This is a genomic window from Pseudomonas sp. HC1(2025), from assembly GCF_058742075.1.
Map to the genome: position 1 here is coordinate 3,550,167 of NZ_CP196017.1, position 23,652 is coordinate 3,573,818.

At 64.2% G+C, this 23,652-nt stretch carries 13 protein-coding genes; 4 read left to right on the forward strand and 9 right to left on the reverse strand.

Annotated features, from left to right (window positions below; translation table 11 throughout):
- Nucleotides 1-87: 87 nt before the first annotated feature.
- Nucleotides 88-2,025 carry a bifunctional 5-dehydro-2-deoxygluconokinase/5-dehydro-2-deoxyphosphogluconate aldolase gene (locus tag ACSSVH_RS15860; protein ID WP_492633444.1) on the reverse strand — a complete coding sequence of 646 codons (1,938 nt, stop codon included), beginning with the start codon at nt 2,023-2,025 and terminating at the stop codon, nt 88-90.
- Nucleotides 2,026-2,266: 241 nt separating this feature from the next.
- Between ACSSVH_RS15860 and ACSSVH_RS15865 the strand changes: the two genes are divergently transcribed.
- Entirely contained in the window at nt 2,267-3,172 is a 906-nt protein-coding gene (locus tag ACSSVH_RS15865) for a MurR/RpiR family transcriptional regulator (protein ID WP_169954733.1), read from the forward strand.
- Nucleotides 3,173-3,316: 144 nt separating this feature from the next.
- Here ACSSVH_RS15865 and ACSSVH_RS15870 read toward each other — a convergent pair whose 3' ends face one another.
- Nucleotides 3,317-4,204 (reverse strand): hypothetical protein, encoded by an 888-nt coding sequence (locus ACSSVH_RS15870; RefSeq protein ID WP_492633445.1) that lies wholly within the window; start codon nt 4,202-4,204, stop codon nt 3,317-3,319.
- Between the two features lie 441 nt (nt 4,205-4,645).
- Between ACSSVH_RS15870 and ACSSVH_RS15875 the strand changes: the two genes are divergently transcribed.
- A complete protein-coding gene (locus tag ACSSVH_RS15875; protein ID WP_169954735.1) occupies nt 4,646-5,329 on the forward strand; it encodes a response regulator transcription factor in 684 nt (227 codons plus the stop codon).
- The gene (locus ACSSVH_RS15880) at nt 5,307-6,695 is read left to right on the forward strand and encodes a sensor histidine kinase (RefSeq protein ID WP_492633446.1); all 1,389 of its coding nucleotides are present in this window, start codon (nt 5,307-5,309) and stop codon (nt 6,693-6,695) included. The genes ACSSVH_RS15875 and ACSSVH_RS15880 overlap by 23 nt, the downstream gene beginning before the upstream one ends.
- 28 nt (nt 6,696-6,723) lie before the next feature.
- On the opposite strand, the gene ACSSVH_RS15885 is transcribed toward ACSSVH_RS15880, so the two are convergent.
- The 4 genes from ACSSVH_RS15885 to ACSSVH_RS15900 all read right to left on the reverse strand — a co-directional run bounded on the left by ACSSVH_RS15885 (nt 6,724) and on the right by ACSSVH_RS15900 (nt 8,417).
- Nucleotides 6,724-7,140 (reverse strand): SRPBCC family protein, encoded by a 417-nt coding sequence (locus ACSSVH_RS15885; RefSeq protein WP_169954737.1) that lies wholly within the window; start codon nt 7,138-7,140, stop codon nt 6,724-6,726.
- A gap of 70 nt (nt 7,141-7,210) precedes the next feature.
- On the reverse strand, nt 7,211-7,381 hold the full coding sequence (locus ACSSVH_RS15890; protein ID WP_169954738.1) for a metallothionein: 171 nt from the start codon (nt 7,379-7,381) through the stop codon (nt 7,211-7,213).
- Nucleotides 7,382-7,471: 90 nt separating this feature from the next.
- Nucleotides 7,472-7,927 carry a DMT family transporter gene (locus tag ACSSVH_RS15895; protein ID WP_169954739.1) on the reverse strand — a complete coding sequence of 152 codons (456 nt, stop codon included), beginning with the start codon at nt 7,925-7,927 and terminating at the stop codon, nt 7,472-7,474.
- A gap of 4 nt (nt 7,928-7,931) precedes the next feature.
- Nucleotides 7,932-8,417: a DMT family transporter gene (locus tag ACSSVH_RS15900; protein WP_169954740.1), complete on the reverse strand. Its 486-nt coding sequence runs from the start codon at nt 8,415-8,417 to the stop codon at nt 7,932-7,934.
- A 115-nt stretch (nt 8,418-8,532) separates the two neighbouring features.
- Here ACSSVH_RS15900 and ACSSVH_RS15905 point away from each other — a divergent pair, with 115 nt between their 5' ends.
- Nucleotides 8,533-9,465: a LysR family transcriptional regulator gene (locus ACSSVH_RS15905; protein ID WP_169954741.1), complete on the forward strand. Its 933-nt coding sequence runs from the start codon at nt 8,533-8,535 to the stop codon at nt 9,463-9,465.
- A gap of 1 nt (nt 9,466) precedes the next feature.
- Here the strand turns inward: ACSSVH_RS15905 and ACSSVH_RS15910 are convergent, their stop codons facing one another.
- The 3 genes from ACSSVH_RS15910 to ACSSVH_RS15920 form a co-directional block, all read right to left on the reverse strand.
- Nucleotides 9,467-10,786 carry an Nramp family divalent metal transporter gene (locus ACSSVH_RS15910; RefSeq protein WP_492633447.1) on the reverse strand — a complete coding sequence of 440 codons (1,320 nt, stop codon included), beginning with the start codon at nt 10,784-10,786 and terminating at the stop codon, nt 9,467-9,469.
- Nucleotides 10,787-10,824: 38 nt separating this feature from the next.
- Nucleotides 10,825-12,381, reverse strand: coding sequence for a DUF726 domain-containing protein (locus tag ACSSVH_RS15915; RefSeq protein ID WP_492633448.1), 1,557 nt, complete (start codon nt 12,379-12,381; stop codon nt 10,825-10,827).
- A 136-nt stretch (nt 12,382-12,517) separates the two neighbouring features.
- Nucleotides 12,518-23,410 (reverse strand): autotransporter-associated beta strand repeat-containing protein, encoded by a 10,893-nt coding sequence (locus tag ACSSVH_RS15920; RefSeq protein ID WP_492633449.1) that lies wholly within the window; start codon nt 23,408-23,410, stop codon nt 12,518-12,520.
- Nucleotides 23,411-23,652: the final 242 nt, after the last annotated feature.

The window sequence follows — 23,652 nt, forward strand, 5'->3', positions numbered from 1 at the left end:
GGCTGCACCTTTTATTGTTTTAACCTTGAGGCTGCTGAAATCTGCTTGTGTGGGAGCTGGCTTGCCGGCGCCCACATTTGAGCGTGTTTAAACTCTCGAGCTGCGCCAGGCCTGGATCAGTTGTTCGAAGGTCTGCTGTACCTGCTGGATCAGCGTTTCGTCGTCGATTTCCCCTGCCATCCACGCCCTGCTCGGGTCCTGGAAGATCGTGCGGCCCACGGCAAACCCGCGGCAGGTCCGGCTCTGGCTGGCCTGCTGGAAGCCCTCGGCCAAAGAGTGCGCCGGCGCATTCAGGCCCAGCAATACCACGCCCCGGCAGTAGGGGTCGCGTTCCTCGATCAGTTCATCGAGCTGGTGCCACTGCTCGGCCGACTGCGCCTCAATCTTCCACCACGCCGGGTAGATACCCAGGTTGTACAGGCGCTTGAGGCTGCGATAGAGCACATCCGGGTAGGTCGAAGGGTGATCCTTGGGCGGCACCACTTCCAGCAGCAGTTCGTGGCCGCTGGCTTGCGCGGCTTGATACAGGCCCTTGAGCTGCGCTTCCTGTTCCAGGCGCAGCAGCGGCTCGTCGTCGGGGTGAAACTGCACCAGGCACTTGATGATCTGCTCCTGGGGCCAGCCGATCAGGTTACTGCCGATCGAGCGCCCGTGTTCGAACGCCAGCGGCCGCGAACCCTGGACCTCTACCGGGCGCGCGACCCACCAGCCACGGCCGGTGGCGGCGTTCAGCGCGTCCTGGCCAAAGCGCTGGTCGGCCAAAATACCCACATCGGCCTCCACACCCTGCTCGTGCAGTTTGCCTTCGACGCGTTCTACCGCCTGGATAAACAGTTGCTTGATCGCACTGATCCGCGCCGGGTCCTGGCCGCCTTTTTGCGCCAGCTCCAGCAGTTGCCAGCGATGGTCGAAGGCAAACACAAACAGCTGCTTCCAGGTTTTGCGCGGCACACTGACCTGATGCAAACGCTGCAGTACCAAATCCTGATCCGGCCGGGTGATAGGCACCGGGCTGTTGAACAGATACTCAAGCTCCGCCGGGGTCGGCATTGCCGGGGCGCAGGCATGGCGCGACACCACCAACCCGCCGCAGGCATTGGCCAGCTGGCAGCAGCGCGTGTCATCGGCCTCGTTCAGCCAACCACTGAGAAAGCCGGCCATAAACGCATCGCCGGCCCCCAGCACGTTAAGCACCTCGACCCGCACCCCGGGATAGATCGCGCCGTCTTCCAGGCGCGCCGGGATCGCCCCGTGAATCACCGTGCAACCCTGCGGGCCGAGCTTGACCACCAGGGTCGCCGCCGTCAGTTGGCGCACCGTGCGTAAGGCGCTTTGCAGATCGTGGCTGGCGCCGGCAATCAGGAACTCTTCCTCGGTGCCGACAATCAGGTCAAAGCGCGGCAGGATCCCTTGCAGATGCTGGCTGACGCTCTGGTCGGCGACAAAACGGGTCTCGCCGTCAGCCTTGCCCGCCAGGCCCCAGAGCACCGGGCGGTAGTCAATATCGAGCACGCGCTTGACCCCGTGTTGCTCGGCGTAATCCAGGGCCTGGAGGCTGGCCTGGTACACGCCGTCGGTGGAAAAGTGAGTGCCGGTGATCAGCAACGCCTTGCTGCTGGCAATAAAGGCTTCGCTGATATCGGCGGCACACAGGGCCATATCGGCGCAGTTTTCGCGGTAGAACACCAGGGGGAAGGTTTCGCGGTCCTTGAGGCCCAGCAGCACCATGGCGGTCAGGCGCTGTGGGTCGACGGTGATGCCACTGACATCACAGCCCTCGCGCACCAGCGACTCCACCAGAAAGCGCCCCATGTGATCGTCGCCGACCCGGCTCAACATCGCCGACTTGAGCCCCAACCGCGCAGTGCCGAAGGCGATGTTGGCGGAGGAGCCGCCCAGGTACTTGGCAAAACTGGCGACATCTTCCAGGCGCGCCCCGACTTGCTGCGCATAGAGATCGACGCCCAGGCGCCCAAGACAAATCAGATCCAATTGACGCCCACTGGCAAAACGAGTCTGGCCCATGCTGGCTCCTGTTATTTTTATCAGCCCGCGCCTGCCGTCGTGACGGCGACGCTCTTGGTGGATGCAGACTAGGACGTCCGGCGCCAGCAATCAATATTTATTCTATAAATATTTTATGTGGAATATATTTTCCATTAAGATATTTTTTGCCGCCTTCCCTGTAGACTTGCGCCCATCGACCTATTGTCATGGGCGAGGTGCGCCTCACCTGCCCTGTAAGAACAAGCCAGAAGGATTGCCTATGTCCCGCTCCGATCAGCAGGCTCCCGCCGAGATGCTCGCCAGCCCTCCGATCAATGCCGAGCGTCTGTTGCAGCTGATCACCGATGAATACGAAAGCCTGCCCCGCCAGCTCAAGCGCATCGCCAGCTACATGAGCCAGCAGAGCGATCGGATCATGGTCGACCGCATCAGCGACATCGCCCGGGAATGCGAAGTCCATCCTTCGGCCATCGTACGGTTTTCCCAGCGCTTTGGTTTCAGCGGGTTCAGTGAGATGCAGGCGCTGTTTCGCGAGGCGTATACCCACAAGACCACGCCGGTGCAGAACTACCAGCAGCGCATCCGCAGCATGATCGCCAACAAGTCGCAGAAAGCCAGCGCTGGCGACCTCGCCCGTGAATGCGTGAATGCCACACTGTCCGGCATCGAGCGCCTGGGCCTGGAACTGGACGATGCAGCCTTCGAGAAAGCCGTGGACCTGGTGGTCAACGCCGACAATATCTACGTGGTCGGGGTGCGCCGCTCTTTTGCGGTGGCCGACTACCTGGTCTACAACCTGCAGCACACCAACAAGCGCATCCACCTGGTCTCGGGCCTGGGTGGCAGCTATCGCGAGCAGATGCGCAGCGTGCGCGCCAATGACCTGGTGATCGCCATCAGCTTCACGCCCTACGGCAAGGAAACCCAACACTGCCTGCGTATCGCCCAGCATCACCAGGCCAAGACGCTGATCATCACCGACAGCAACCTGTCACCGCTGGCCAAGCGCGCCAACACGGTGTTGCTGGTCAATGAAGGTTCCTCGTTTGCGTTCCGCTCGCTCAGTGCCACGCTGTGCCTGTGCCAGGCGCTGTTTATTGCGGTGGCGTACCGGCTGGAGTTGAAGGTCGATGAGATTCACGAACAGGTGGGGTTTGACGACTAATAAAAAGGCCGCCCCTGCCATGCAGGAGCGGCCTTGATCAAGCGGGTACGCGGGTTAGTGCATGAAGATCGCGATCAGGATAATGACCGGGATCGGCACACCGAGGAACCACAGCAGTAATGAGCGCATGACGTTCTCCTTGAATTAACGAATGGTTTCCAGATACACCACGGCATCCCGGCGGCGACCGCCGAAGGTCGCGGCGAAACTGGCGAAGAAGGCACCGAGCAACAGCGCGACGAAGGTCCACAGCGAGGTCACCGCGGCGATCTTGCTGGCGGTATCGGCGGCCTGTTTGGCCTTCAACTTGGCATCTTCCAGGGCTTTGCGGGCATCACCGTAGACCTGGTCGACACGCCGCTCGGCATCGGCCTGGCTGAGGTTGGTGCGCTGGCTGATCAACTGCGCCAGGTAAGTACGGTCTTGCGGCGCCAGTTGGCCGTCGTTGCCCAAGGTGCGGGCGAAGATCCGCGCCACCACGCCATGCACCGCATCGTCACTGGCAGCGGCCGGGCGATCATCGCGGAACAGGCTGTCGACGTAGTAGCCGAAGTCATCGCCATTGGCCGCGTTGCTGGCAGCCTGGGTCAAGCCGCTGGCGGCACCCGAAACCACGCTCGCACCGGCCTGCACACCGCCGCCGACAATGCTGCTGACCGAGCCGACCACCAGGGTCGCGGTCACCAGCGTGGCCACGGCCCAGGACAGAAAGCCGTGGGCGGTGTCGCGAAAGTACACCTCATCGCCATGCATATTGGCCCATTTGACCCGCAGCCGGCCGGCGATATATCCGCCCAGCCCCGCCGCGACAATCTGGGTAAAGGCCAGCCAGACAATCGTGGAAATGCCCAGGCCCTTGGCGCTGATGCCGCTGTCGGCCCACGGCGACACCGCCGAAAACCCCAGGCCGAAGCCCAGCAACACCAGGACCAGGGATAACGCAGCGGCAGCTGCGGCCCCGGCAAAGATCGCCCCCCAGGAAACCCCGGAGAGCGTGCTCGACTCTTGCAAAGTGGATGAGGATGTCATCATTGTTGTGGTGCTCCAGGCATTGAAAAATGGTGTTACATCTGTCGGAAAGGACAGTGCAGGCGGCGTGCCAGTCGCCGTTAAAATAAAAACCTATTAATTTCAATGAGATAAGTAAGTTGAACTTCCTAGGATCATGCAACTTGCAAGAACGCAGGTTAAGTGGCGGGCGTTATGCATTCCCGGGCCATCCGCCAACCTTGTGGGAGCGGGCTTGTCGGATCGGCGCATCGCCGCGAAGACGTCGGCCCAGCAAACATTGATGTTGAATGACCTGCCGCTTTCGCGAGCAAGCCCGCTCCCACAGGGGATCTGCGTTTAACTGACTGGCTTAGGGCAAGCCCGCTCCCACATTGACCGAGGCCTACATGAATTTTCTTTTAGAAACCTCGCTATCATTTCTTGGCAAAATGCCCCCCACTCCCGTGTGACCAGGTAACCCTTATGACCCGCATTTTGACCATCGAAGACGACGCCGTGACGGCTCGCGAGATCGTCGCCGAGCTGAGCAGTCATGGACTGGACGTGGACTGGGTCGACAACGGCCGCGAAGGCCTGACGCGGGCAGTCAGTGGCGACTACGACCTGATCACCCTCGACCGTATGCTCCCGGAGCTCGATGGCCTGGCCATCGTCACCACCTTGCGCACCCTCGGCGTGTCGACGCCGATCCTAATGATCAGCGCCCTCTCCGACGTGGATGAACGGGTGCGCGGCCTGCGGGCCGGTGGCGATGATTACTTGACCAAACCCTTTGCCTCCGACGAGATGGCCGCGCGGGTCGAGGTGTTGCTGCGCCGTAACAATGCGCTCAAGGCCGCGCAAACCGCGCTGCGCGTGGCCGACCTGGAACTGAACCTGATCAGTCGCGAAGCCAGTCGCGCCGACCAACCCCTGAGCCTGCTGCCCACCGAGTACAAGCTGCTGGAATTCCTGATGCGCAACACCGGGCAAATCCTCTCGCGGATGATGATCTTCGAGGAAGTCTGGGGTTATCACTTCGACCCGGGCACCAACCTGATCGACGTGCACATTGGCCGCCTGCGCAAGAAAATCGACCCGCCGGGCCTGACGCCACTGATCCGCACGGTACGAGGTTCGGGCTATGTCATTGCTGAACCCGTCTAACGGCTGGCGCTCGTCCAGCAGCCGCCTGCTGGCCCTGTACAGTTCGCTGTTCGTGGCCTGGAGCTGCATCCTCATGGGGGTGCTGTACTACGAAGTCTCGGGTTACCTGGGCGACCTGTCGCGCCATTCGCTGATGCAGCGCCAGCATCTGTTCCAGCGCTTCGAAGGCGCGCAACTGGATGAAGCCCTGGCCACCAGCATGACCTTCGATATGAAGGGCATTGACGCCTATGGCTTGTTCGATGGCCAACAGCGCCCCCTCAGCGGCCCGCTCCAGCAAATCCCCCCAGGCCTGCCCCTGGACGGGCGCATCCATGCCTTGGCCAACTGCATCGAATCGGATGACCCGAAACTGCCCCGGGGCAGTTGCGACGCGGTGGCGACCCATACCCAGGATGGCCGCTGGCTGGTGCTGGTGCGCGATAACGGTTCATTGCTGGGCGTGACAAGGATCATCCTGCAGGCCCTGCTCTGGGCAATCTCCCTGACCATCATCCCCGGCGTCGCCGGCTGGCATCTGCTACGCCGGCGCCCGTTGCGGCGGATTCGCGGGATCCAGGCCAGCGCCGAAGCCATCGTCGCCGGCGACCTGACCCACCGCCTGCCGCTGTCCAACCGCCGCGACGAACTGGACATGCTCGCCGCCATCGTCAACGCCATGCTTGAGCGCATTGAAAAACTGATGAACGAGGTCAAGGGCGTGTGCGACAACATTGCCCACGACCTGCGCACCCCACTGACCCGCTTGCGCGCGCAGTTGTACCGGATCAAGCAACAGGCCAGCGAGGAGTCCCCCCTGGCCCTGCAGCTCGATGCAGTGATCAGCGAGACCGACACGCTGATGGCGCGTTTTCGCGGTTTGCTGCGTATTTCCGAGCTGGAGGACCGTCAACGACGCTCCGGCTTCCTGGTCTTCGATCCCCTGCCGTTGCTCCAGGAACTCCATGACTTCTACCTGCCCCTGGCGGAAGAAGGTCAGTTGGAACTGCTGCTGCAAGTCCCCGAAGCATTGCCACCGATTACCGGTGACCGGGCACTGCTGTTCGAGGCCCTGGCCAACCTGCTGAGTAATTCGATCAAGTTCACCCCGCCGGGCGGCGAGGTGATTCTGCGCGGGATCGACGTTGCTGGCAGCACGCGCATCGAAGTCCTGGACAGCGGCCCCGGGATTCCCGAAGCGGAACGGGCGGCGGTGTTCCAGCGTTTCTACCGGGTCGATGAGGCTAACCAACAGGGCAGCTTTGGCCTGGGCCTGTCGATTGTGGCGGCGATCATCAACCTGCATGGCTTCCGTCTGGAAGTTGGCAGCAGCGAGCGTGGGGGCGCGCGACTGACCCTGGACTGCCGCACACACACGCCACTGTAGGCGCCGGCTGGCCGGCGATAGTGGCCGATCAGGCCGGGAAGTTCTTGCGCAGCGCCTCGACGCCGCCGGTGTAGACGCCGCTGAACAGCTCTTCAACCTCAGCATCCGTCACGCCCGCAACCGGAGTGAACACACCCGACCAGGTGACCTTGGCCGAGTGCTCACCCAGCGCTTCAACCTGCAATGTCGCCAGATAGGCACTGACCGGAAACGGCGATTCGCTGAGGGTGTAGCTGTAGGTGCGCGCAACGTTATCGAAGGTCTGCAAGTGCTCGACCACCACCGCGCCATCCACGGTTTGCAGGTGCCGCACGCGCCCGCCTTCGCCCGGTTCGCTCTTGGCAATCAGCGGCAGCCAATCGGGCAACGAGTTGAACCCACCGACCAGTTGCCAGACTTGATCGGCCGACACCGGGATTTCAATGACAGCAGCAGCTTTGGCCACGATATAACTCCACGACTGGGAAAAAGTCAGGCAGCTTACGCTGCCTGGCGGTGTTGGCGCTATTGGCCGCTCAGCCGTGTGCCGACTTGGCACACTCGCAGCCGGTGGCCGACTCGCACGGTTCACCATGGGCATGGTGATCGGCACAACCCTGGCAGCAATAGCCCTTGCCGTCTTTGGTCACAGCGTTCTGCCCCAGTACACATTTGCAATGCGGGCAGGCACAGGTTGGATCTGGCATGATCAGACTCCTTTTTTTTGGTCGTCCCGGTGCAGCGAATGCCGGCACCTTTAGCAGTGACTGCGGGCCGCTGCCCTTGGTTCAGCGCCGTTAATCAGCCTGGCGCGTGCTGCTGCGATACATGAACACCAGGGCCAGCACCAGGCACAGCATCGCCAGCACCCGGCTGCCGGACAGTTCGATGGCCGTGTTGCCCATCCAGCCGAAGTTGTCGATCAACATGCCCATGGCCAATTGGCCGACGATCACCGCCACCGTCGCCACCGCCGTGCCCACGATCGGCACCGCGCCGACCATCACCATCATGTACACCACACCGAACAACGCCCCGGTCAGCTGCCACTTGGGCACCTCGAGCAGGCTGACGGCCTGGGCCGGCTCAAAAAACAGGATCAGCAGGCCGGTCACCAGCGTGCCCACCGAGAACGTCACCAGGCTGCTGCGCAGCACGCCGACGGTTTGCCCCAGGCGCCCATTGATCGCCGCCTGCACACTCAACACCGCGCCGGCGGCAACCACCAGCACCAACAATGCAATCAGATTCATCGCCTTAACCTCGCGCAATCAAAACAAGGGCTATCACAATCAACAGCAGGGCAACCCAGCGTTCGCCATTGACCCGCTTGCGGGCGGTGCCGAACCAACCGAAGTGGTCGATCAGCACGCTCTTGCCGACCTGGCCGCAGAGGATCGCGATCATGGTCATGGCAATGCCGATATGGGGCGTGGCCAGGGTCAGCACCACCACATACATCGGCCCCAGGAAACCCCCGATCAACTGCCAGCGCGGCAGTTCATTGAGGGCCGGACCTTTTTGCGGGCCGCTGAACAGCAGGAGCAGCAGCAAGATTGCCGTGCCCACCGCGAAGATGCTCAAGGTCGCCCATAAGTGCCCCACCTGGGCGCCCAGCGGCCCCAACAAGCCCGCCTCCACCGACAGGCCCATGCCTGCCAGGATCACCAGCGGCAACAGCAGCAGCCCCAGACGGTTTTTAGGCCGGGCCTGGGCCGCGGCCTCGAGAGAAGAAGTTTGCATACACCACCTACACGTCAGATTAAACAATGACGCGCATTATCCGCTGGCCCATCTGTGCGATAAATGGGAGCATGCAGACAACACCTTTGCGTAAATCGCACAGCACGGAGGGCCCATGCAGGGCTTCAATGAGTTGAGTTTCAAGGCGCTGCGCCTGTTCGTGGCGGTGCTGGACCACGGCAGTTTCTCCGAGGTCGCACGCCGCGAAGGCCTGGCGCCCTCTTCCATCTCCCGGCAGATCCAATTGATGGAACAGGCCCTGAGCCAGCAATTGCTGTATCGGCACACCCGCGCCGTCAGCCCCACGGAAGCCGGGCGCCTGCTCGGGCATCATGCGCGCCTGATGCTGCAACAACTGGAAGAGGCCGGGCAGGCCCTGCAAGAACAGGAAAGCGAACCCAGCGGCCTGGTGCGCATCAATGCGCCCATGGTGTTCGGCCAACGGCACCTGTCGCCCTGGCTGGCGGAGTTGTGCCAGCGATATCCCAAGCTGCAACTGGACATCCAGCAGACCGACACCTACGTCGACCCCTTGCAGGAAGGCGCCGACCTGCTGTTCCGGATCGGTGTGCTCAACGATTCGGGAATGCAGGCGCGCATTTTCGCGCCCCAGCGCTACCGCATCGCCGCCAGCCCCGAGTACCTGGCGCGCTATGGCACGCCGCGCCATCCCGATGAGCTGCGCAATCATCAGTGCCTGGCGTACAAGGGCGTGAACGGCCAGCAGCGTTGGTTCTTCCGCCGCGCCCAGGACGACTGGACGCCCTATACAGTCAAGGGCCCGATCACCGGCAACCACGCCGACACCCTGGCACGCGCCGCCGAACAAGGCCTGGGGTTCGTGGTGTTCCCCTCCTGGCTGATCGGCGACAGCCTGCGCGCCGGGCGCTTACAGGCGGTACTGAGCGATTACGAAGTGGCGACCACCCTGGAGCCGCAGCAGATTGCCGCGCTGTGGCCCGGCAGCCGGCGGTTGTCGGTGAAGGTGCGCACGGTCATCGACTTTTTTGTCGAGCGTTTTGGCAGCGTGCCCTACTGGGACCGCTGACTCAGAACAGCCACTGGCCGATCAGCCAGGCGTTGGCGCCGCTGATCACGGTGAACAGGCTCCAGGCCAGGATCCTGGTGGACAGGCGATTGACGAACGGCCCCATCAATTGCCGGTCGCCGGTCATGCGGATCAGCGGGTACAGGGCAAACGGCAGTTGCAGGCTGAGCACCACCTGGCTGAGGATCAGCAACTTGCCAATGGCCTGGTCGCCCATCAACCACACCCCGAGGAACGCCGGGATCAGCGCCAGGCCACGGGTGATCAGGCGGCGTTGCCAGCAGGGAATGCGCAGGTTGAGGTAACCCTCCATGATCACCTGGCCGGCGATGGTGCCGGTGAAGGTCGAGCTTTGCCCGGACGCCAGCAAGGCAATGCCGAACAGGATACTGGCGAAGGCACCGCCCACCAGCGGGTCCAGCAGGTGGTAGGCGTCCTGGATTTCCACGACCTCGGTATGACCGCTCTGGTGGAAGGCCGCGGCGGCCAGCACCAGGATCGCGGCGTTGACCAGCAAGGCCAGGGCCAGGGAGCCGATGGTGTCGATACGCGCCAGCTTGACCGCGTCCTGGCGGCTGGCCAGGTCCTTGCCGAACAAGCGGGTCTGCACGATGGACGTGTGCAGGTACAGGTTATGCGGCATCACGGTGGCCCCGAGGATGCCGATGGCCAGGTACAGCGGCGCGGCATCGCTGATCGCCGAGAGCGACGGCGTGAAACCGCGCAAGACGTCTGGCCAATACGGTTTGATCAACACCAGCTCGACAAAAAAACACACCCCGATGGTCGCCACCAGCGCCAGCATGATCGCTTCCAGGCGCCGGAAGCCGCGGTTTTGCAGGGCCAGGATCAGCAGCGTGTCAAACGCGGTGATGACAATCCCGGTGGTCAGCGATACCCCCAGCAGCAGATGGAACGCCAGGGCGCAGCCGAGGACTTCGGCGAGGTCGGTGGCAATGATCGAGATTTCCGCCAGCACCCATTGCGTGCGCGCTGAACGCCGGCTGTAGCGTTCGCGGCACAACTGCGCCAGGTCCTTGCCAGTGGCGATGCCCAGGCGCGAACACAGGCACTGCACCGCCATCCCCGCCAGGCTGGCGAGCAACACCACAAACAACAGGCTATAGCCATAGCGCGACCCGGCCTCGATGGCCGTGGCCCAGTTGCCGGGGTCCATGTAGCCGATGGAAATCAGCAGGCCGGGGCCGGCAAACTGCACGACCCGTTTGAAGAACGATGCGCGGGGATCGACGGGGATGGTGCCCGCCACTTCCGGTGGGCAGAACGGCGCGGTAGCAATTTTCGGCAGGCTGAATTTCACGCGGGGTACCAGGCAGACACACAGGACAAGCCCGCAGCTTAGCAGTCAGGCGAGACCGTGCGCATCAGCGTTTCACGGGGCAGATCGAACGCCTCGACCACCTGCACCACCAGGTCCATTTCCTGATTCAGCGCCTCGCGTTCCATGCGCTGGCGAATCACCCCCAGCACCAGCACCGCCAGGGTCGTGATGGAATACGCCGGCCCGGAAAACGCACGTACCCCGCTCACCAGCAGCATCGCCGCCGCCAACGCCTGCCCCACCACCGGAATCGCCGTGGCCGCGCCGCGCCGCACGATAAACCCGGTCAACCCGGCCAGCGCTGTACCGCTCAAGGCGGTGGTGGCCGAACGGCCGACATCGAAACGGTGGAAAAACCCCTGCTCCTTTTGCGCCGCCGCCCGCAGCTCAGCCTCGAACACCTGGCGGTCGGCCTGGCTGAGTTTGTCCTTGTACTGCTCGATCAGGGTCTCGGCGACCCGTTCTTCCAGGCTCACCAGGGCCACGCTGTCGAGGGGCTGGTCAAACTTGATGCCGACGCGCAGGGCCACGTCCTGGGCCAATTGGCGATAACTCACACCGTGCCCACGGGCCAGGTTCATGAAGCTGTCACCACCCATGCGCTGCAACTCGATGGCCAACTGCAATGGGTCACGTACATCCGCAGCGATGGTCGCACTGCGCTTGGCGGCCATCAACTCGGCGAGGAACTGCAACTCCGGCGCCCGTGCCTGGAGCAGCACCGGGAACAGGTCCACATCCTCCTCGGCAAAGCGCACCTGGGCACTGCGCTGGTCCGCACGGATCATGCCCCGGCGCTCGTGCAGCAAGTCGGTGTACTGCACCACGGTCTGCAACTGCGGCCAGTAGGCGGCGTGGTCGAAGGTGACCAGATGCACGTTGGTCACCTTGCCCTTGAGCGATGGGGTCAGGGGAATGGCATAGCGGCCGATGCAGCGTTCGGTATCCGGCTTGAGCGCCAGGGCCCAGTCCTTGCTGGAATGGCAGTTGATCACCCGCCCCTTGAGCGGTGCCGACACCTGCTCCCAGGGGCTGGACGTGCAAATCGCGCCGCCCATCAACAACAGGTGATTGAGCGGCAGCTCCCGGGCCAGCTCCGGGCTGGCCAGCAGGCTCTTGACCAGCAGGCGAGCGCCCAGGGAATGGCCGATCAGGTTGATCTGGCGCACCTCGATCGACTCGGCATGCAGGTAGTTGGCCAGTTCCGCCAACAGCGTCCTGGCCACTTCGTCCACCCGCGCCTCGACACTTTTGTAGTGATCGAGAAAATAGCCCACCGCCTTGCCCAGGCCCACGGTCGCCGCGCCCAGGGTCCCGCCGCCGAGCATCGAGGCGATGATGTCCTTGAAGGGGGCGAACAGGTTTTCCAGGAAGTGCCCGGCCGGCCAGAACAGCATCACGTTGGTCGAACCTTCGATCCCCGCCAGTTGCGCCTGGAAATTGGCCAGTTGTTGCGGGTTGAAAAACGCGGAATAACCATGGACATAGAGATTGAGCACCGGCCCCTGGGGCGCGCCGCACAGTACGAACGAAGGCTTGCGGGTACGGTGCATTTGGTCCCACTGGTGTTGCATGAGGCGCTGGCTCCTGGTGAAAACGCAGCGCGATAGTAGCAAGAATCGGCGCGAGGCCGCGGGGGTCATGGGCACACACCCAGCTTTAATGCAAAAAAAACCGCCCTCGCGGGCGGCTTGAAGAACCCGGCCTTGATCAGAAGCCGAGGGAGAAACTGATGGTCATCCCATGGTCCTTGTCGTTGCGTGACAACTGGCCCGAGTAGCCCAGTCCCAGTTTGCCGTTAGGGCTGATCTGGTAATCGACGCCCGCCTCCACCACCGCGCTGTCCTTGGCAATCGGCACGCCTTGAGTGCTGAAGGACGCGCCGCCATTGATAAAGCTCAGGTCGGCATCCGGCTGGGTGTCACCAAAGGCATGGCGCCAACCGATGCTGCCCCGTGGGGTGATGCTCGAACCGTTGCCCAGGGCGATGGTTTTACCCAGGCGCACGCCAAGGGTGGAGAACGTGATGTCCTGGTCGGCATCCCCTTTGAGGGCGGCCGAACCGCCTTTTTCCTTGAGGGTGTCGCTTGCGTAGTTGACGTAGGCCAGGCCCGCGAACGGTTCCACGGCCAGGCCGCCGGCCTCCACGGTGTACCCGACTTCACCGAACACTTGCGCACTGCGCGCCTTGTAGTCGGCTTTCAGGCGCTGACCCTCGGTGCCCACGGCCACGTCACGTTTGCTTTCGATGTCGTGCCAGGTGTAACCCACGCCCATGCGTGCGGCGAAGGCCTCCTGCTGATACGCGGTGTAGGCCATCAGGTGGTAGCTGTCGACGTCGGCACTGGCGTTGCGGCGCTTGGCGTCCAGGTCACTGCGGGTATAGCCAGCAGCGATACCGGCGCGCCAGGCGTCGTCCAGTTGCTTGTCGGTGCCCAGCAGGAAGCCGCTGAGGTTGCGATCCAGGCGCGCGGTGTTGCTGTCGCCGCCCAGGTGGCCCCAGGTGCCGAGGACGCGCATCCAGCCGACCATTTCGCCGTGGCACCCGGCGCTGCTCAGGCGGTTTTCGCTGGGTGCCAGGCTGTTGCGTGGATCGTCCTGGCGGTAGCAGCCCGGTTGGCGCATGCGCTCGTTGACCGCGTCACGCACGTAGCGCGAATCCTCGAGCAAGGCGCTGGCGGTGCTGGCGTGGATTTCCCCCGACAGGCTGTCGAACGCTGCGCGGGCATTGGCTGCATCGCCGGTGAGCAAGGCGTTTTGTACGGCACTGCCGCCCACTGCCACGCCGCTGCCCAAGGCCGTGGCCACGGCCCGCTGGTTGCCGGTGGCCGCCACGCTGGCGAAGCTGGTGGTGTTGCGGCCCACGGCCAACGCTACCTGGTTCGGGCTGTAGTTGAGGGCCGTATCGAGGAACGCCAGGTTCTGCAGGTTGGTGTTGGTAAAGGTGCCGGTCACGCCACCGCCAGCCGTCAACAGGGTGTAGGTGGTGGGCCCGGTGTAGGGCACCAGGTTGAGCACATTCAGGCTGCCCGCCAGGTTCGCGCTGCCGCCGACCGCCAGGGAACTGGCCACCGATGGGGTGATCACCAGGTTGAGAGTGCCGTCGGCAGCGTTGGTGAAGTTCCCGGCGACGCTGAGTTTGCCGCTGTCGGGAGTGACCACGCCATGGTTGACCAGCGAGCCGACACTGCCGTTGCCACTCAGGCCCGCGCCATTGGCCACAGTCACCTGGCCGCCGAGCACAGTCCCCGGGTTGCTGGCATTGCCCACTTGCAGCAGGCCCTGGTTGACGGCCACTGCACCGCTCAACGGCTGGTTGCCGGTCAGCAACAGGCTGCCGTTGCCCTGTTTGACCACAGTGCCGGTACCGGTCAGCGTGCCGTTGAACTGGCCATTGCTGTCTTGCTGGAACAGCAGGTTGGCGTTGTTGGTGATTGCCCCTTGCAGGCTGCCGGTGTTCCCGGCCAGCGTCCCCCCGCTGACGGTGGTCCCGCCGCTGTAGGTGTTGGCGCCGGTCAGCAACAAGGTGCCCGCGTCGGTTTTGTTGATCCCACCGCTACCCACCAGGGGCGCCGAGACCTCGGTGGTCACGCCGGCATTGATACGCACCGTCGCCAGGCTGCCGTCTGCGGCATTGGTGGGGCTGAGGCTGCCGCCCGTGCCGGCGACCAGCGTGTAGCCACTGTCCAACACTTGCAGGCCGGTGAAGCTCTGATTGCCCGCCACGGTGACGGTCCCGCCCTGCCCGCCGAACACGGCAAACTGGTTGTTCGAGGCCTGGCCTTGGGTGCCGGTCGGGTCGGTCCAGTTGGTGCCGGGGCCCCAGGTGCCGCTACCGCCATGTACCGTGCCGTCAGGGCTGGTGGTGGTGCCGTTCCAGAACTGGATTTGCCCAGGCGCGGTTTGCACCAGCAGGTTGAGCTGGTTGGCCAGCGCCGTTTGCAGGCTCAGCGCGCCCGGCACAATCGCGCCTGGCAAGTTGCCCAGCAGCAGGCCGTTATCGGTCAGGCTGCCGCCGTAGCGGAACAGTTGGTAGACGCCAACGCCGAACCCTCCTGCGTCGCTGATGTTAAGGGTGCCATCCAGGGTCAGGTTGCCGGCCACGTTGACCACCGTGGTCGATGCGCCCGGTGCGCCGAGGGCGAAGTCCAGGCTGGTCCCCGCTGACAAGGCCAGGGCACCCACGGACAGCGGCGTCGCAGTTGCGGCCGCGAGGGTCGAGCCGTCAGCCATGCTCACCGCCCCCGCCAATTGCCCGCTACCGCCCAGGGAGGCGCCGCTGGCGACCTGGACGGCGGCACTGTTCAAGGTGCCGTTGACCAGCAGGCCACCGGCCGTGACGTTGGTGCTACCGGTGAAGCTGTTGTTGCCGGTCAGCAGCAGATCACCGCTGCCGGTCTTGGTCAGCGAGCCGCTACCAGTGAGGTTGCCGGTGTAGGTGCCATCGGCATTTTGCTCGAAGGTCAGCGCCGCGTTATTGGCTATCGCCCCTTGTAGGCTGCTGGTGCTACCGGTGGTGCTGCCGCCATTGAGAGTTGTCCCGCCGCCATAGCTGTTGCTGCCGGTGAGCAACAGCGCACCGTTGCCGTTTTTCACCAGGCTGGCGGTGCCGCTGAGCGCGCCACTCAAGGTCAGGTCATGGCTGCCCAACAGCGTCAACTGACCACCCAGGGCAATGGCATTGGCCAGTTGCAGGGCGTTGCTGCCATCCAACTGCGCCGCGCCGCCCACGCTCAGGGCGCCACTGCCCAGTGCCGCATTGTTGCCCAGCGTCAGTTGCCCGGCATTGAGGCTGGTGCCGCCGCTGTAGGTGTTGACGCCATTGAGGGTCAGGCTGGATGCGCCGGTTTTCACCAGGCTGCCATTGCCGCTGACCACGCCATCCAGGGTCAAGGCATTGGCCCCGCCCACGGTCATCGCACCGTTGAGCAGCGCGTTATTGCCCAGGGTCACAGCACTGTTGCTGGCCAGGGTGGTGCCGTTGGCGGCGGTCAATACGCCGCTGCCCAGGGCATTGTTGTTGCCCACCACCAGGGTGCCGCCGTTCAGAGCGGTACCCCCGGTGTAGCCATTGGCGGCGTTGAGCACCAGGGTGCCGCTGTCCAGCTTGGCCAGGGTGCCACTGCCATTGAGGCTTACACCGAGGGTCGCAGTGACGTTGGGGTCGACCCGCACGGCGGTGTTGCCAGTGCCGCCGTTCACCAGGTTCAACTGGCCAGCGGTACCGGCCACCAGGTTGTAGCCGTCGCTGACGAACTGCATGCCCGTCAGGCTTTGGCTGCCGTCCACCGTGACCGTGCCAGCCGCGCCCTGGAACACCGCAAACTTGTCGTTCCAGCTCTGGTTGAGGCTGCCGTCGACATTCGCCCAATTGGTGCCGTTGCCCCAGGTGCCGTTGCCGCCGTCGATGGCGCCGTTGCCGATCAATTGGCCGCCGTCCCAGAACTGCACGGTGGTGTTGGGCGCGATGACCACCAGGTTGACCTTGTTGCTGATCGCGGTTTGCAGTTGCAGGTCATCGGCAGTCACGCTTGAGGGCAGAGTCCCGAGGGTCAGGCCGTTATTGGTCAGGGCCCCGGCGTAGTTGATGAGGTTGTAGACCCCAGTGCCGAAACCGCCGAGATCACTGACATTGAGGTTGCCATCCAGGACCAGGTCGCCGCCGACATTCAGCAGCCCGCTGCCGCCACCGCCTACCGGTACGCCAAGGCCGACATCCAGGTTGGCATTGCCCCCCAGCACCAGCGAACCCACGGTCAGCGCACTGGCGCTGCTCAGGCCCAGGTGGCCGCCATCGGCCACCGTCACCGCACCGGCCAAGCTGCCGCCGCCGCTCAAGGTCGCGCCGTTGTTGACCGTCACGCTGCTGCTGGCCAGGCTGCCCGCCACGTTGAGCGTGCCGCCCGTGACGCTGGTAGCGCCGGTCAGGCCGCTGTTGCCGGTGAGGTTGAGGGTGCCGGTGCCGACTTTATCCAGGGCACCGCTGCCGCCCAGGCTACCGCCGAAGGTGTTAGTGCCGCCGAGGGTCAGCGTATTGCCCGCCGCCACTTGCAGTGCACCGTTGCCGGCCAGGGTGCTGAGTGTGGCGCTGCTGCCCAGGTTGAGGGTGGCGCCGCTGCCCACGGTGACCCCGGAGGTGTTGCCCAAGGCGCCGGAGCCGACGGTGGTCAGGCTGCCCCCCAGCACCGCCAACGGGCCGCTCAGCAGGTTATTGCCGCTGAGGGTCAGGCCCGCCGTGCCGTTTTTGATCAGTGCGCCATTGCCGGCCACTACGCCGGCCAGGTTCAGGTCGTGGCTACCGGCGACGGTGAGGTCGGCATTGAGGTCAATGGCATTGGCCAGCACCAGCGGTGCGCTGTTATCCAGGGTGGCCGCACCGCCCACGCTCAGGGTACCGCTGCCCAGCGCAGTGTTGCTGCCGAGGGTGAGCGTACCGGCGTTGAGCATCGTACCGCCGCCGTAGCTGTTGGCCCCATTGAGGCTGAGGTTGGCCCCGCCGTTCTTGATCAACTGCGCGGCGCCGTCGACGATCCCGCCGAGGGTCAGGCCGTTGCTGCCGGCCACTGTCAGCGTGCCATTGAGGGTCAGCGCATTGCCCAGGGTCACATTCGCGCTGCTGTCCAGGGTCGCCGGGCCGTTGACCAGCAAGGCGCCTGCGCCCAGGGCGCTGCCCGTAGCGACGGTCAGGCTGCCGGCGTTGAGTTGGGTACCGCCGACATAGCCGTTGCCGCCGGCGAGGGTCAGGTTGCCGCTACCGCTTTTGATCAGCCCGCCGGCACCGTTGACCGGGCCATTGAGGGTCAGGTCCGACGTGCCGAGGATACCCAGGTTGCCGCTCAGGTTCAGAGCATTGGCGAGGGTCACTGCAGCGGTGGTGTCGAGGGTGGTCCCGGCGCTGCTGTTCAACGCGCCTGCGCCCAGGGCGCTGCTGGAGGCCAGGATCAAACCGCCGGCATTCAGGGTGGTAGGCCCCTGGTAGGTATTACTGCCACTCAAGGTCAGGCTGGCGATGCCGTTTTTGATCAGGCTGCCGGCGCCGCTGACAGTGCCCGCCAGGATCAGGGCATTGCTGCCGCCAATGGCCAGGCTGCCATTGAGAACCACGTCATTGGTCAGCGCGAGCGCTGTGTTGCTGTCCAGGGTGGTGCCGTTGGCGGCAGTCAATACGCCGCTGCCCAAGGCATTGTTGTTGCCCACCACCAGGCTGCCGCCGTTCAGCGCCGTGCCGCCGGTGAAGGTGTTGCTGCCATTGAGCACCAGGGTGCCGCTGTCCAGCTTGGCCAGGGTGCCGCCGCCGCTGAGGTTCACATCCAGGGTCGCGGTGACAGTGGGGTCGACCCGCACTGCGGTGTTGCCGCCGGCGCCATTGAACAGGGTCAGGCCGCCTGCCGTACCGCCCACCAGGTTGTAGCCATCGGTGACAAATTGCAGGCCCGTGACCGCCTGCGCGCCGTCCACGGTGACGGTGCCCGCCGTGCCCTGGAACACCGCCAGGCTGTTGGGTGCCCAGCCCAGGTTGAAGCTACCGTTGAGCTCGGTCCAATTGCTCGACGCCGCGTTCCAGGTGCCGTTGCCGCCTTCGATGGTGCCGTTGCCCACCAGTTGGCTGCCATCCCAGAACTGCACGTTGGTGTTGCCATTGACCAGCAGGTTGATCTGGTTGCCAATCGCCGTTTGCAGGTCGAGGCTGCCAGGCAGGACGCCACCGGGCAGGCTGCCCAGGAGCAGGCCATTGTTGGTCAACACGCCGGTGTAGTTGATCAGGCGATAGATCCCGGCGCCAAAGCCACCGGTATCACTGATGTTGAGGGTGCCATCCAGGGTCAGGTTGCCCAACACCCGCAGCAGCTCGGTGCCGCCCGTGGACGGCGCGCCGAGGCCGGCATCCAGGTTGGCGTTGGCCCCCAGCACCAGGGCGCCGGTGGTCAGTACGCTGCCGGACTTCACGGCCAGGTGGCCGCCATCGGCAACATTCACCGTGCCCAGCAAGGTCCCGCTGCCGCCGAGGGTCGCGCCGCTGTTCACATTGACCCCGGCGCTGGCCAGTTGGCCGTTGACGTTCAAGGTGCCCGCGCTGACCTGGGTATTGCCTGCCAGCGTACTGACCCCGGCCAGGGTGAGCGTGCCGCTGCCAAGTTTGTCGACGTTGCCCAAGCCGGCAAGAACCCCACCAAAAGTGCCGTTCCCATTGTTGGCGCCCAGGCTCAAGGTATTGCCGAGGCCGACCAGCGCAGTACCGGCGCCGGTGAGGTTGCCCAGGCTGGCGGAGCTGCCCAGGTTCAAGGCAGTGCCGGTCGCCAGGTTGATCGCGCTGTTGTTACCCAGCGCACCGTTGCCGACGGTGGTGAGGCTGCCCGCCTGGATATCCAGCAGGCCGCTGAAGGTGTTGTTGCCCGCCAGCGTCAGGTCTGAAGTACCGGTCTTGATCAGGCTGCCATTGCCCGCCAGCACACCGGCCAGCGTCAGGTTATTGCTGGCGCCCACGCTCAGGCCGGCGTTGACGGTCAAGTCGTTGGCCAAGACCAGTGGCGTGCTGCTGGCCAGGGTCGAATTGCCCGTCACGGTCAGCCCACCCGTACCCAGTGCCGCCGCAGTGCCCAGGGTCAGGGTGCCCGCATTGAGGGTGAGGCCGCCCTGGTAGTTGTTGAGGCCATTGAGGGTCAGGTTGGCCGCGCCCTCCTTGGTCAGGCTGCCGCTGCCACTGATCACCCCGCCCAGGGTCAAGTCGGCGCTACCGCCAATGCTCAGGTTGCCTCCCAGGTTAAGGGCATTGCCGACACTGACCGCGGTGCTGCTGTCCAGGGTCGTGCCGCCCGCCGCATTCAACGCACCATTGCCCAAGGCGCCACTGCTCGCCAGGATCAGGCCACCGGCGTTCAGCGCGGTGGGCCCGAGGTAGGTGTTCACAGCGCCCAACGTGAGCTGCGAGGTGCCGCTCTTGACCAGGCCGCCGGCGCCACTGATCACGCCATTCAAGGCCAGGGCATTGCTGCCAGTGACGTTGAGGTTGCCAGCCAGGGCCAGGTCATTGCCCAGGGCCACGGTTTTATTGCTGGAGAGTGTGGTGCCCGCGGCCGTGCTCAGCAGGCCGACGCCCAGCGCGGTGTTACTGCCCACCACCAGCGCCCCACGCTCAAGGGCAGTGCCGCCGGTGTAGCTGTTGTTGCCATTGAGCACCAGGGTGCCACTGTCGAGCTTGGCCAGTTTGCCGGCGCCGTCGATATTCACGCCCAGGGTCGCGGTGAGGGTTGGATCGACACGGATCGCTGTATTGCCGGCGCTGCCGTTGACCGCCGTCAGTTGCCCCGCAGCACCGCCCACGACGTTGTAGCCGTCGCTGGCAAATTGCAGGCCGGTGAACTGCTGCGTGCCGTCCACGCTGACCGTCCCCGCAGTCCCTGTGAACACTGCAAAGCCGCCGGCCCAGGCCGAGTTGGGCGTGCCGCCGATGGCGGTCCAGTTGCTGGCGCCAACGCTCCAGGTGCCATTGCCACCTTCGACCGTGCCGTTGCCGGTGGTCTGGCTGCCGTCCCAGAACAGCATGTTGGCCACCGACACCACCACGTTCACCTGATTGGCCGTGGCGATATCTACCAGCACATCGCCCAGGTTGAAGCCCTGGGGCACGCCCGTCACTGTCAGGCCCTGCCCGGCCAGGCTGCCGGTGTAGTTGATCAAACGGTAGATACCGGCACCAAAGGCCCCGCCATTGCTGACATTCAGGTTGCCATCCAGGCTCACACTGCCATTGACGCTGAGCAGCGGCGTCGGGGACGGCGCACCAAGGCTGACGTCGAGGTTGGCACCGCTGCCCACCACTAGCGAGCCGGTAGACAGCGTATCCGCGCTGTTCAAGGCCAAGTGGCCGCCGCTGTTGATGTTCAGCGCTCCCAGCAGCGATCCGCCGCCGGTCAGGGTGCCCCCGGCATTCACGTCGACAATGGCGCTGCCCAGGGTATTGCTCACCTTCAAGATGCCGGCGTTGACCTGGGTATTGCCGCTGAGGCTGTTGATGCCGGTCAGCTCGAGCTGGCCGCCGCCGACTTTGATCAAACTGCCGCTGCCTGTGAGGCTGCCGCCAAATGTGCTGCTGGTATTGGCACCGCCTACGGTGAGGCTGTTGTTCAAGCCCACGTCGATAACGCCAGCGCCGCTCAAGCCGCCGAGCACGCCATTGCCGGCCAGGTTGAGGCTGGCGCCGGCGCCGATGTTCAGCCCGCTGTTGCCACCGAGGGCCGCGGCGCTGCTGGCGAACACGCTACCGCCAAGGATGTTCAGTGCGCCGGTAAAGGTGTTGTTGCCGCTTAAGGTCAGGTCGGCCGTGCCATTTTTGGTCAGGCCACCGGCGCCACTGATCACCCCGCCCAGGGTCAGGTTATTGGTGCCGGCCAGGGCCAGGTCGGCATTGAGGGTGATGTTATTGCCCAAGGTAAACGCCGCGCTGTTGTCCAGGCTCGCCGCGCCACCCACGGTCAACGCACCGCCGCCCAGGGCTGCGGCATTCCCCAGGGTCAGGCGGCCGCCATTGAGCAGCGTGCCCGCCTGGAACGTGTTGATCCCATTGAGGGTCAGGTTGGCCGTGCCCGCTTTGGTCAGCGTGCCGGTGCCGCTGAGCGCACCGTCCAGGGTCAGGGCGTTGCTGCCCGCCACGGTCAAGCCGGCGTTGAGCACAATGTTATTGACCAGGGCCACCGCGGCACTGCTGTCCAGGCTCGAGGCGCCACTCACGGTCAAATTGCCCGACCCCAGCGCTGTATTGCTGCCCACTTTCAACGTACCAGCGTTGAGGTTCAGGCCACCGAGGAAAAGGTTATTGCCGGAGAGGTTCAGGGTGGCGCCGCCATTCTTGGTCAGGCTGCCACCCCCGATAATCGGCCCGGTGAGCGTCAAGTCTGCGGTCCCGCCCACGGTCACCGCGCCGTTGAGACTGACCTGGTTGGTCAGGCTCGCCGTGGCATTGGCATCCAGAGTGGTGCCGGCGGCGGCGCTCAACGCTCCGGCGCCCAGTGCACCGTCGGCACCCACCACCAATTTGCCGAGGTTCAGCACCGTGTTGCCCTGATAGCTGTTGGTGCCGCTGATAATCAGGTCGCCGCTGCCTTCCTTGACCAGGCCGCCGCTGCCACCGATCACCCCGCCCAGGGTCAGCGCATTGCTGCCAATCACGGTCAGGTTGCCCAGCAGGTCGATGCCATTGGCCAGGGCAATCGCCGCGCCCAGCAGCGGGCCGGTGCTCAGGTTGGTCCCGGCGCTGGCGGTCAGGATGCCCGAGCCCAGCGCGTCCGTGGCCCCAAGCACCAGAGTGCCGGCGTTCAACTGGGTGCCACCGCTGTAGGTATTGGTGGTGTTGAGGGTCAGGTCCGCCGTACCGTTTTTGCGCAAGGCCCCCGTGCCGCTAAGGTTGCCGCCAAAGGCAAAAGCGTTGGTGCCCTGCACCGTGAGCCCACCGGCACCGATCACCACGTTGTTGGCCACGTTCAGGTTACCGGTGCTGGCCGCCAGGGTCCCGCCATTGACGTTCAGCACGCCGCTGCCGAACGCGGCGCTATTGTCAAATTGCACAAGGGCGCTATTGAGTATCGTCGACCCGTTGACCAGCGCCCCTTGCAGGGTCCAGGTCCCGCCATTGATCAGCAGTTTGTTGAAGTTGATGTATTGACTGCTGGATGCGGTGCCGGTCTGGATAACAGCATTCACCCCGGCCAGTTGGTTATCCAGGACCAGGGTATTGTTGGTCCCCCCCACGCCGCCATCGACCTTGCCGGAGGGCGCGAACGACAGATTGACGTTGACCAGTCCACCCAGGCTGATCCCGGTACCGGCATTCACCACAGACCCGGTGACCGCGGTAAATGTATTGCCCCCACGCCCGGCGCCCAGGGACACCCCACCATTGAGCGTGCCTGCGTTGATAAACGAGTTGCCAACCCCGCCGGCGGCACCCGAGGCTTCAAAGCCTATCCGGCCGGTGACCGTGCCGCTGTTGGTCATATTGACCCGGGAGCCGCCCTGCACCACCACCACAGGGGCTTCGTCAGGTTGCAGCACCGATACGCCAATGCTCGAAGCGCCGATAGTGCCGCTGTTGTAGATGCTGGTGGTGAAGTTTGCGCCATTGGTGATATTGAGCGCCGCGCCGCCCAGCAGCGAGGCCACATCCAGCAATGGGATGGTGCCTCTGATCGTGCCGCTGTTGGTCACCGATACGTTGCCTGAGGTTGAAGCGTTGCCAATCACCACGCCACTGGTCAAGGCGCTGAGGGGCAACAGGAACGCCGGATCAATCACCCCCAGGTTAGTCAGCGTTATACCGCTACCCGTCAAGCTCAATACCGTGCCCAGCACAGTGTTCATCCGCGCTGCGGCATCGACGGTGACCTGCAGGCCATTGGTCGAACTGGAAAAGTTGTTGACCGGCGTCAGGGGCAGGCTTGGCGCCCCGGTACAGCTAACCACCGCGTTTACGCCCGGGTTCGCCGGCGAGCACGCCGCCAACGCCTCGGGGCTCGCCAGGCCTGCCACCAGCCCGAGGACACCCAGACGAATCGCAAGAGAGAGAGGAGAAACATGGGTTTTGGCGCCAGCAACAATTCTTCTTTCCACGGGCAACAACTCCTTCGTGGTCCAAGCCTTTCGTCCGTGAATGCGTAGAAGCCCCATGCAACAGATCCAACACGCATCGAAAGCGAATTACCTGACCGTGATGACAACAATCCTGTTGTCAGAACCGTAGCTGACGCGCGTTAAAGTCATTGAAATAAATGGTATTAATACTTTCGTAAGTGCCTTGTAGGATTTGGACGACATCCAACAGGCGCCGGCGTGCAGCGCCCTACCTCGGCAAA

What these genes read in the sequence shown, in the direction of transcription:
- ACSSVH_RS15860 (WP_492633444.1), bottom strand. Translation starts at nt 2,025, where the DNA reads ATGGGCCAGACTCGTTTTGCCAGTGGGCGTCAATTGGATCTGATTTGT.
- ACSSVH_RS15865 (WP_169954733.1), top strand. Translation starts at nt 2,267, where the DNA reads ATGTCCCGCTCCGATCAGCAGGCTCCCGCCGAGATGCTCGCCAGCCCT.
- ACSSVH_RS15870 (WP_492633445.1), bottom strand. Translation starts at nt 4,204, where the DNA reads ATGATGACATCCTCATCCACTTTGCAAGAGTCGAGCACGCTCTCCGGG.
- ACSSVH_RS15875 (WP_169954735.1), top strand. Translation starts at nt 4,646, where the DNA reads ATGACCCGCATTTTGACCATCGAAGACGACGCCGTGACGGCTCGCGAG.
- ACSSVH_RS15880 (WP_492633446.1), top strand. Translation starts at nt 5,307, where the DNA reads ATGTCATTGCTGAACCCGTCTAACGGCTGGCGCTCGTCCAGCAGCCGC.
- ACSSVH_RS15890 (WP_169954738.1), bottom strand. Translation starts at nt 7,381, where the DNA reads ATGCCAGATCCAACCTGTGCCTGCCCGCATTGCAAATGTGTACTGGGG.
- ACSSVH_RS15895 (WP_169954739.1), bottom strand. Translation starts at nt 7,927, where the DNA reads ATGAATCTGATTGCATTGTTGGTGCTGGTGGTTGCCGCCGGCGCGGTG.
- ACSSVH_RS15900 (WP_169954740.1), bottom strand. Translation starts at nt 8,417, where the DNA reads ATGCAAACTTCTTCTCTCGAGGCCGCGGCCCAGGCCCGGCCTAAAAAC.
- ACSSVH_RS15905 (WP_169954741.1), top strand. Translation starts at nt 8,533, where the DNA reads ATGCAGGGCTTCAATGAGTTGAGTTTCAAGGCGCTGCGCCTGTTCGTG.
- ACSSVH_RS15915 (WP_492633448.1), bottom strand. Translation starts at nt 12,381, where the DNA reads ATGCAACACCAGTGGGACCAAATGCACCGTACCCGCAAGCCTTCGTTC.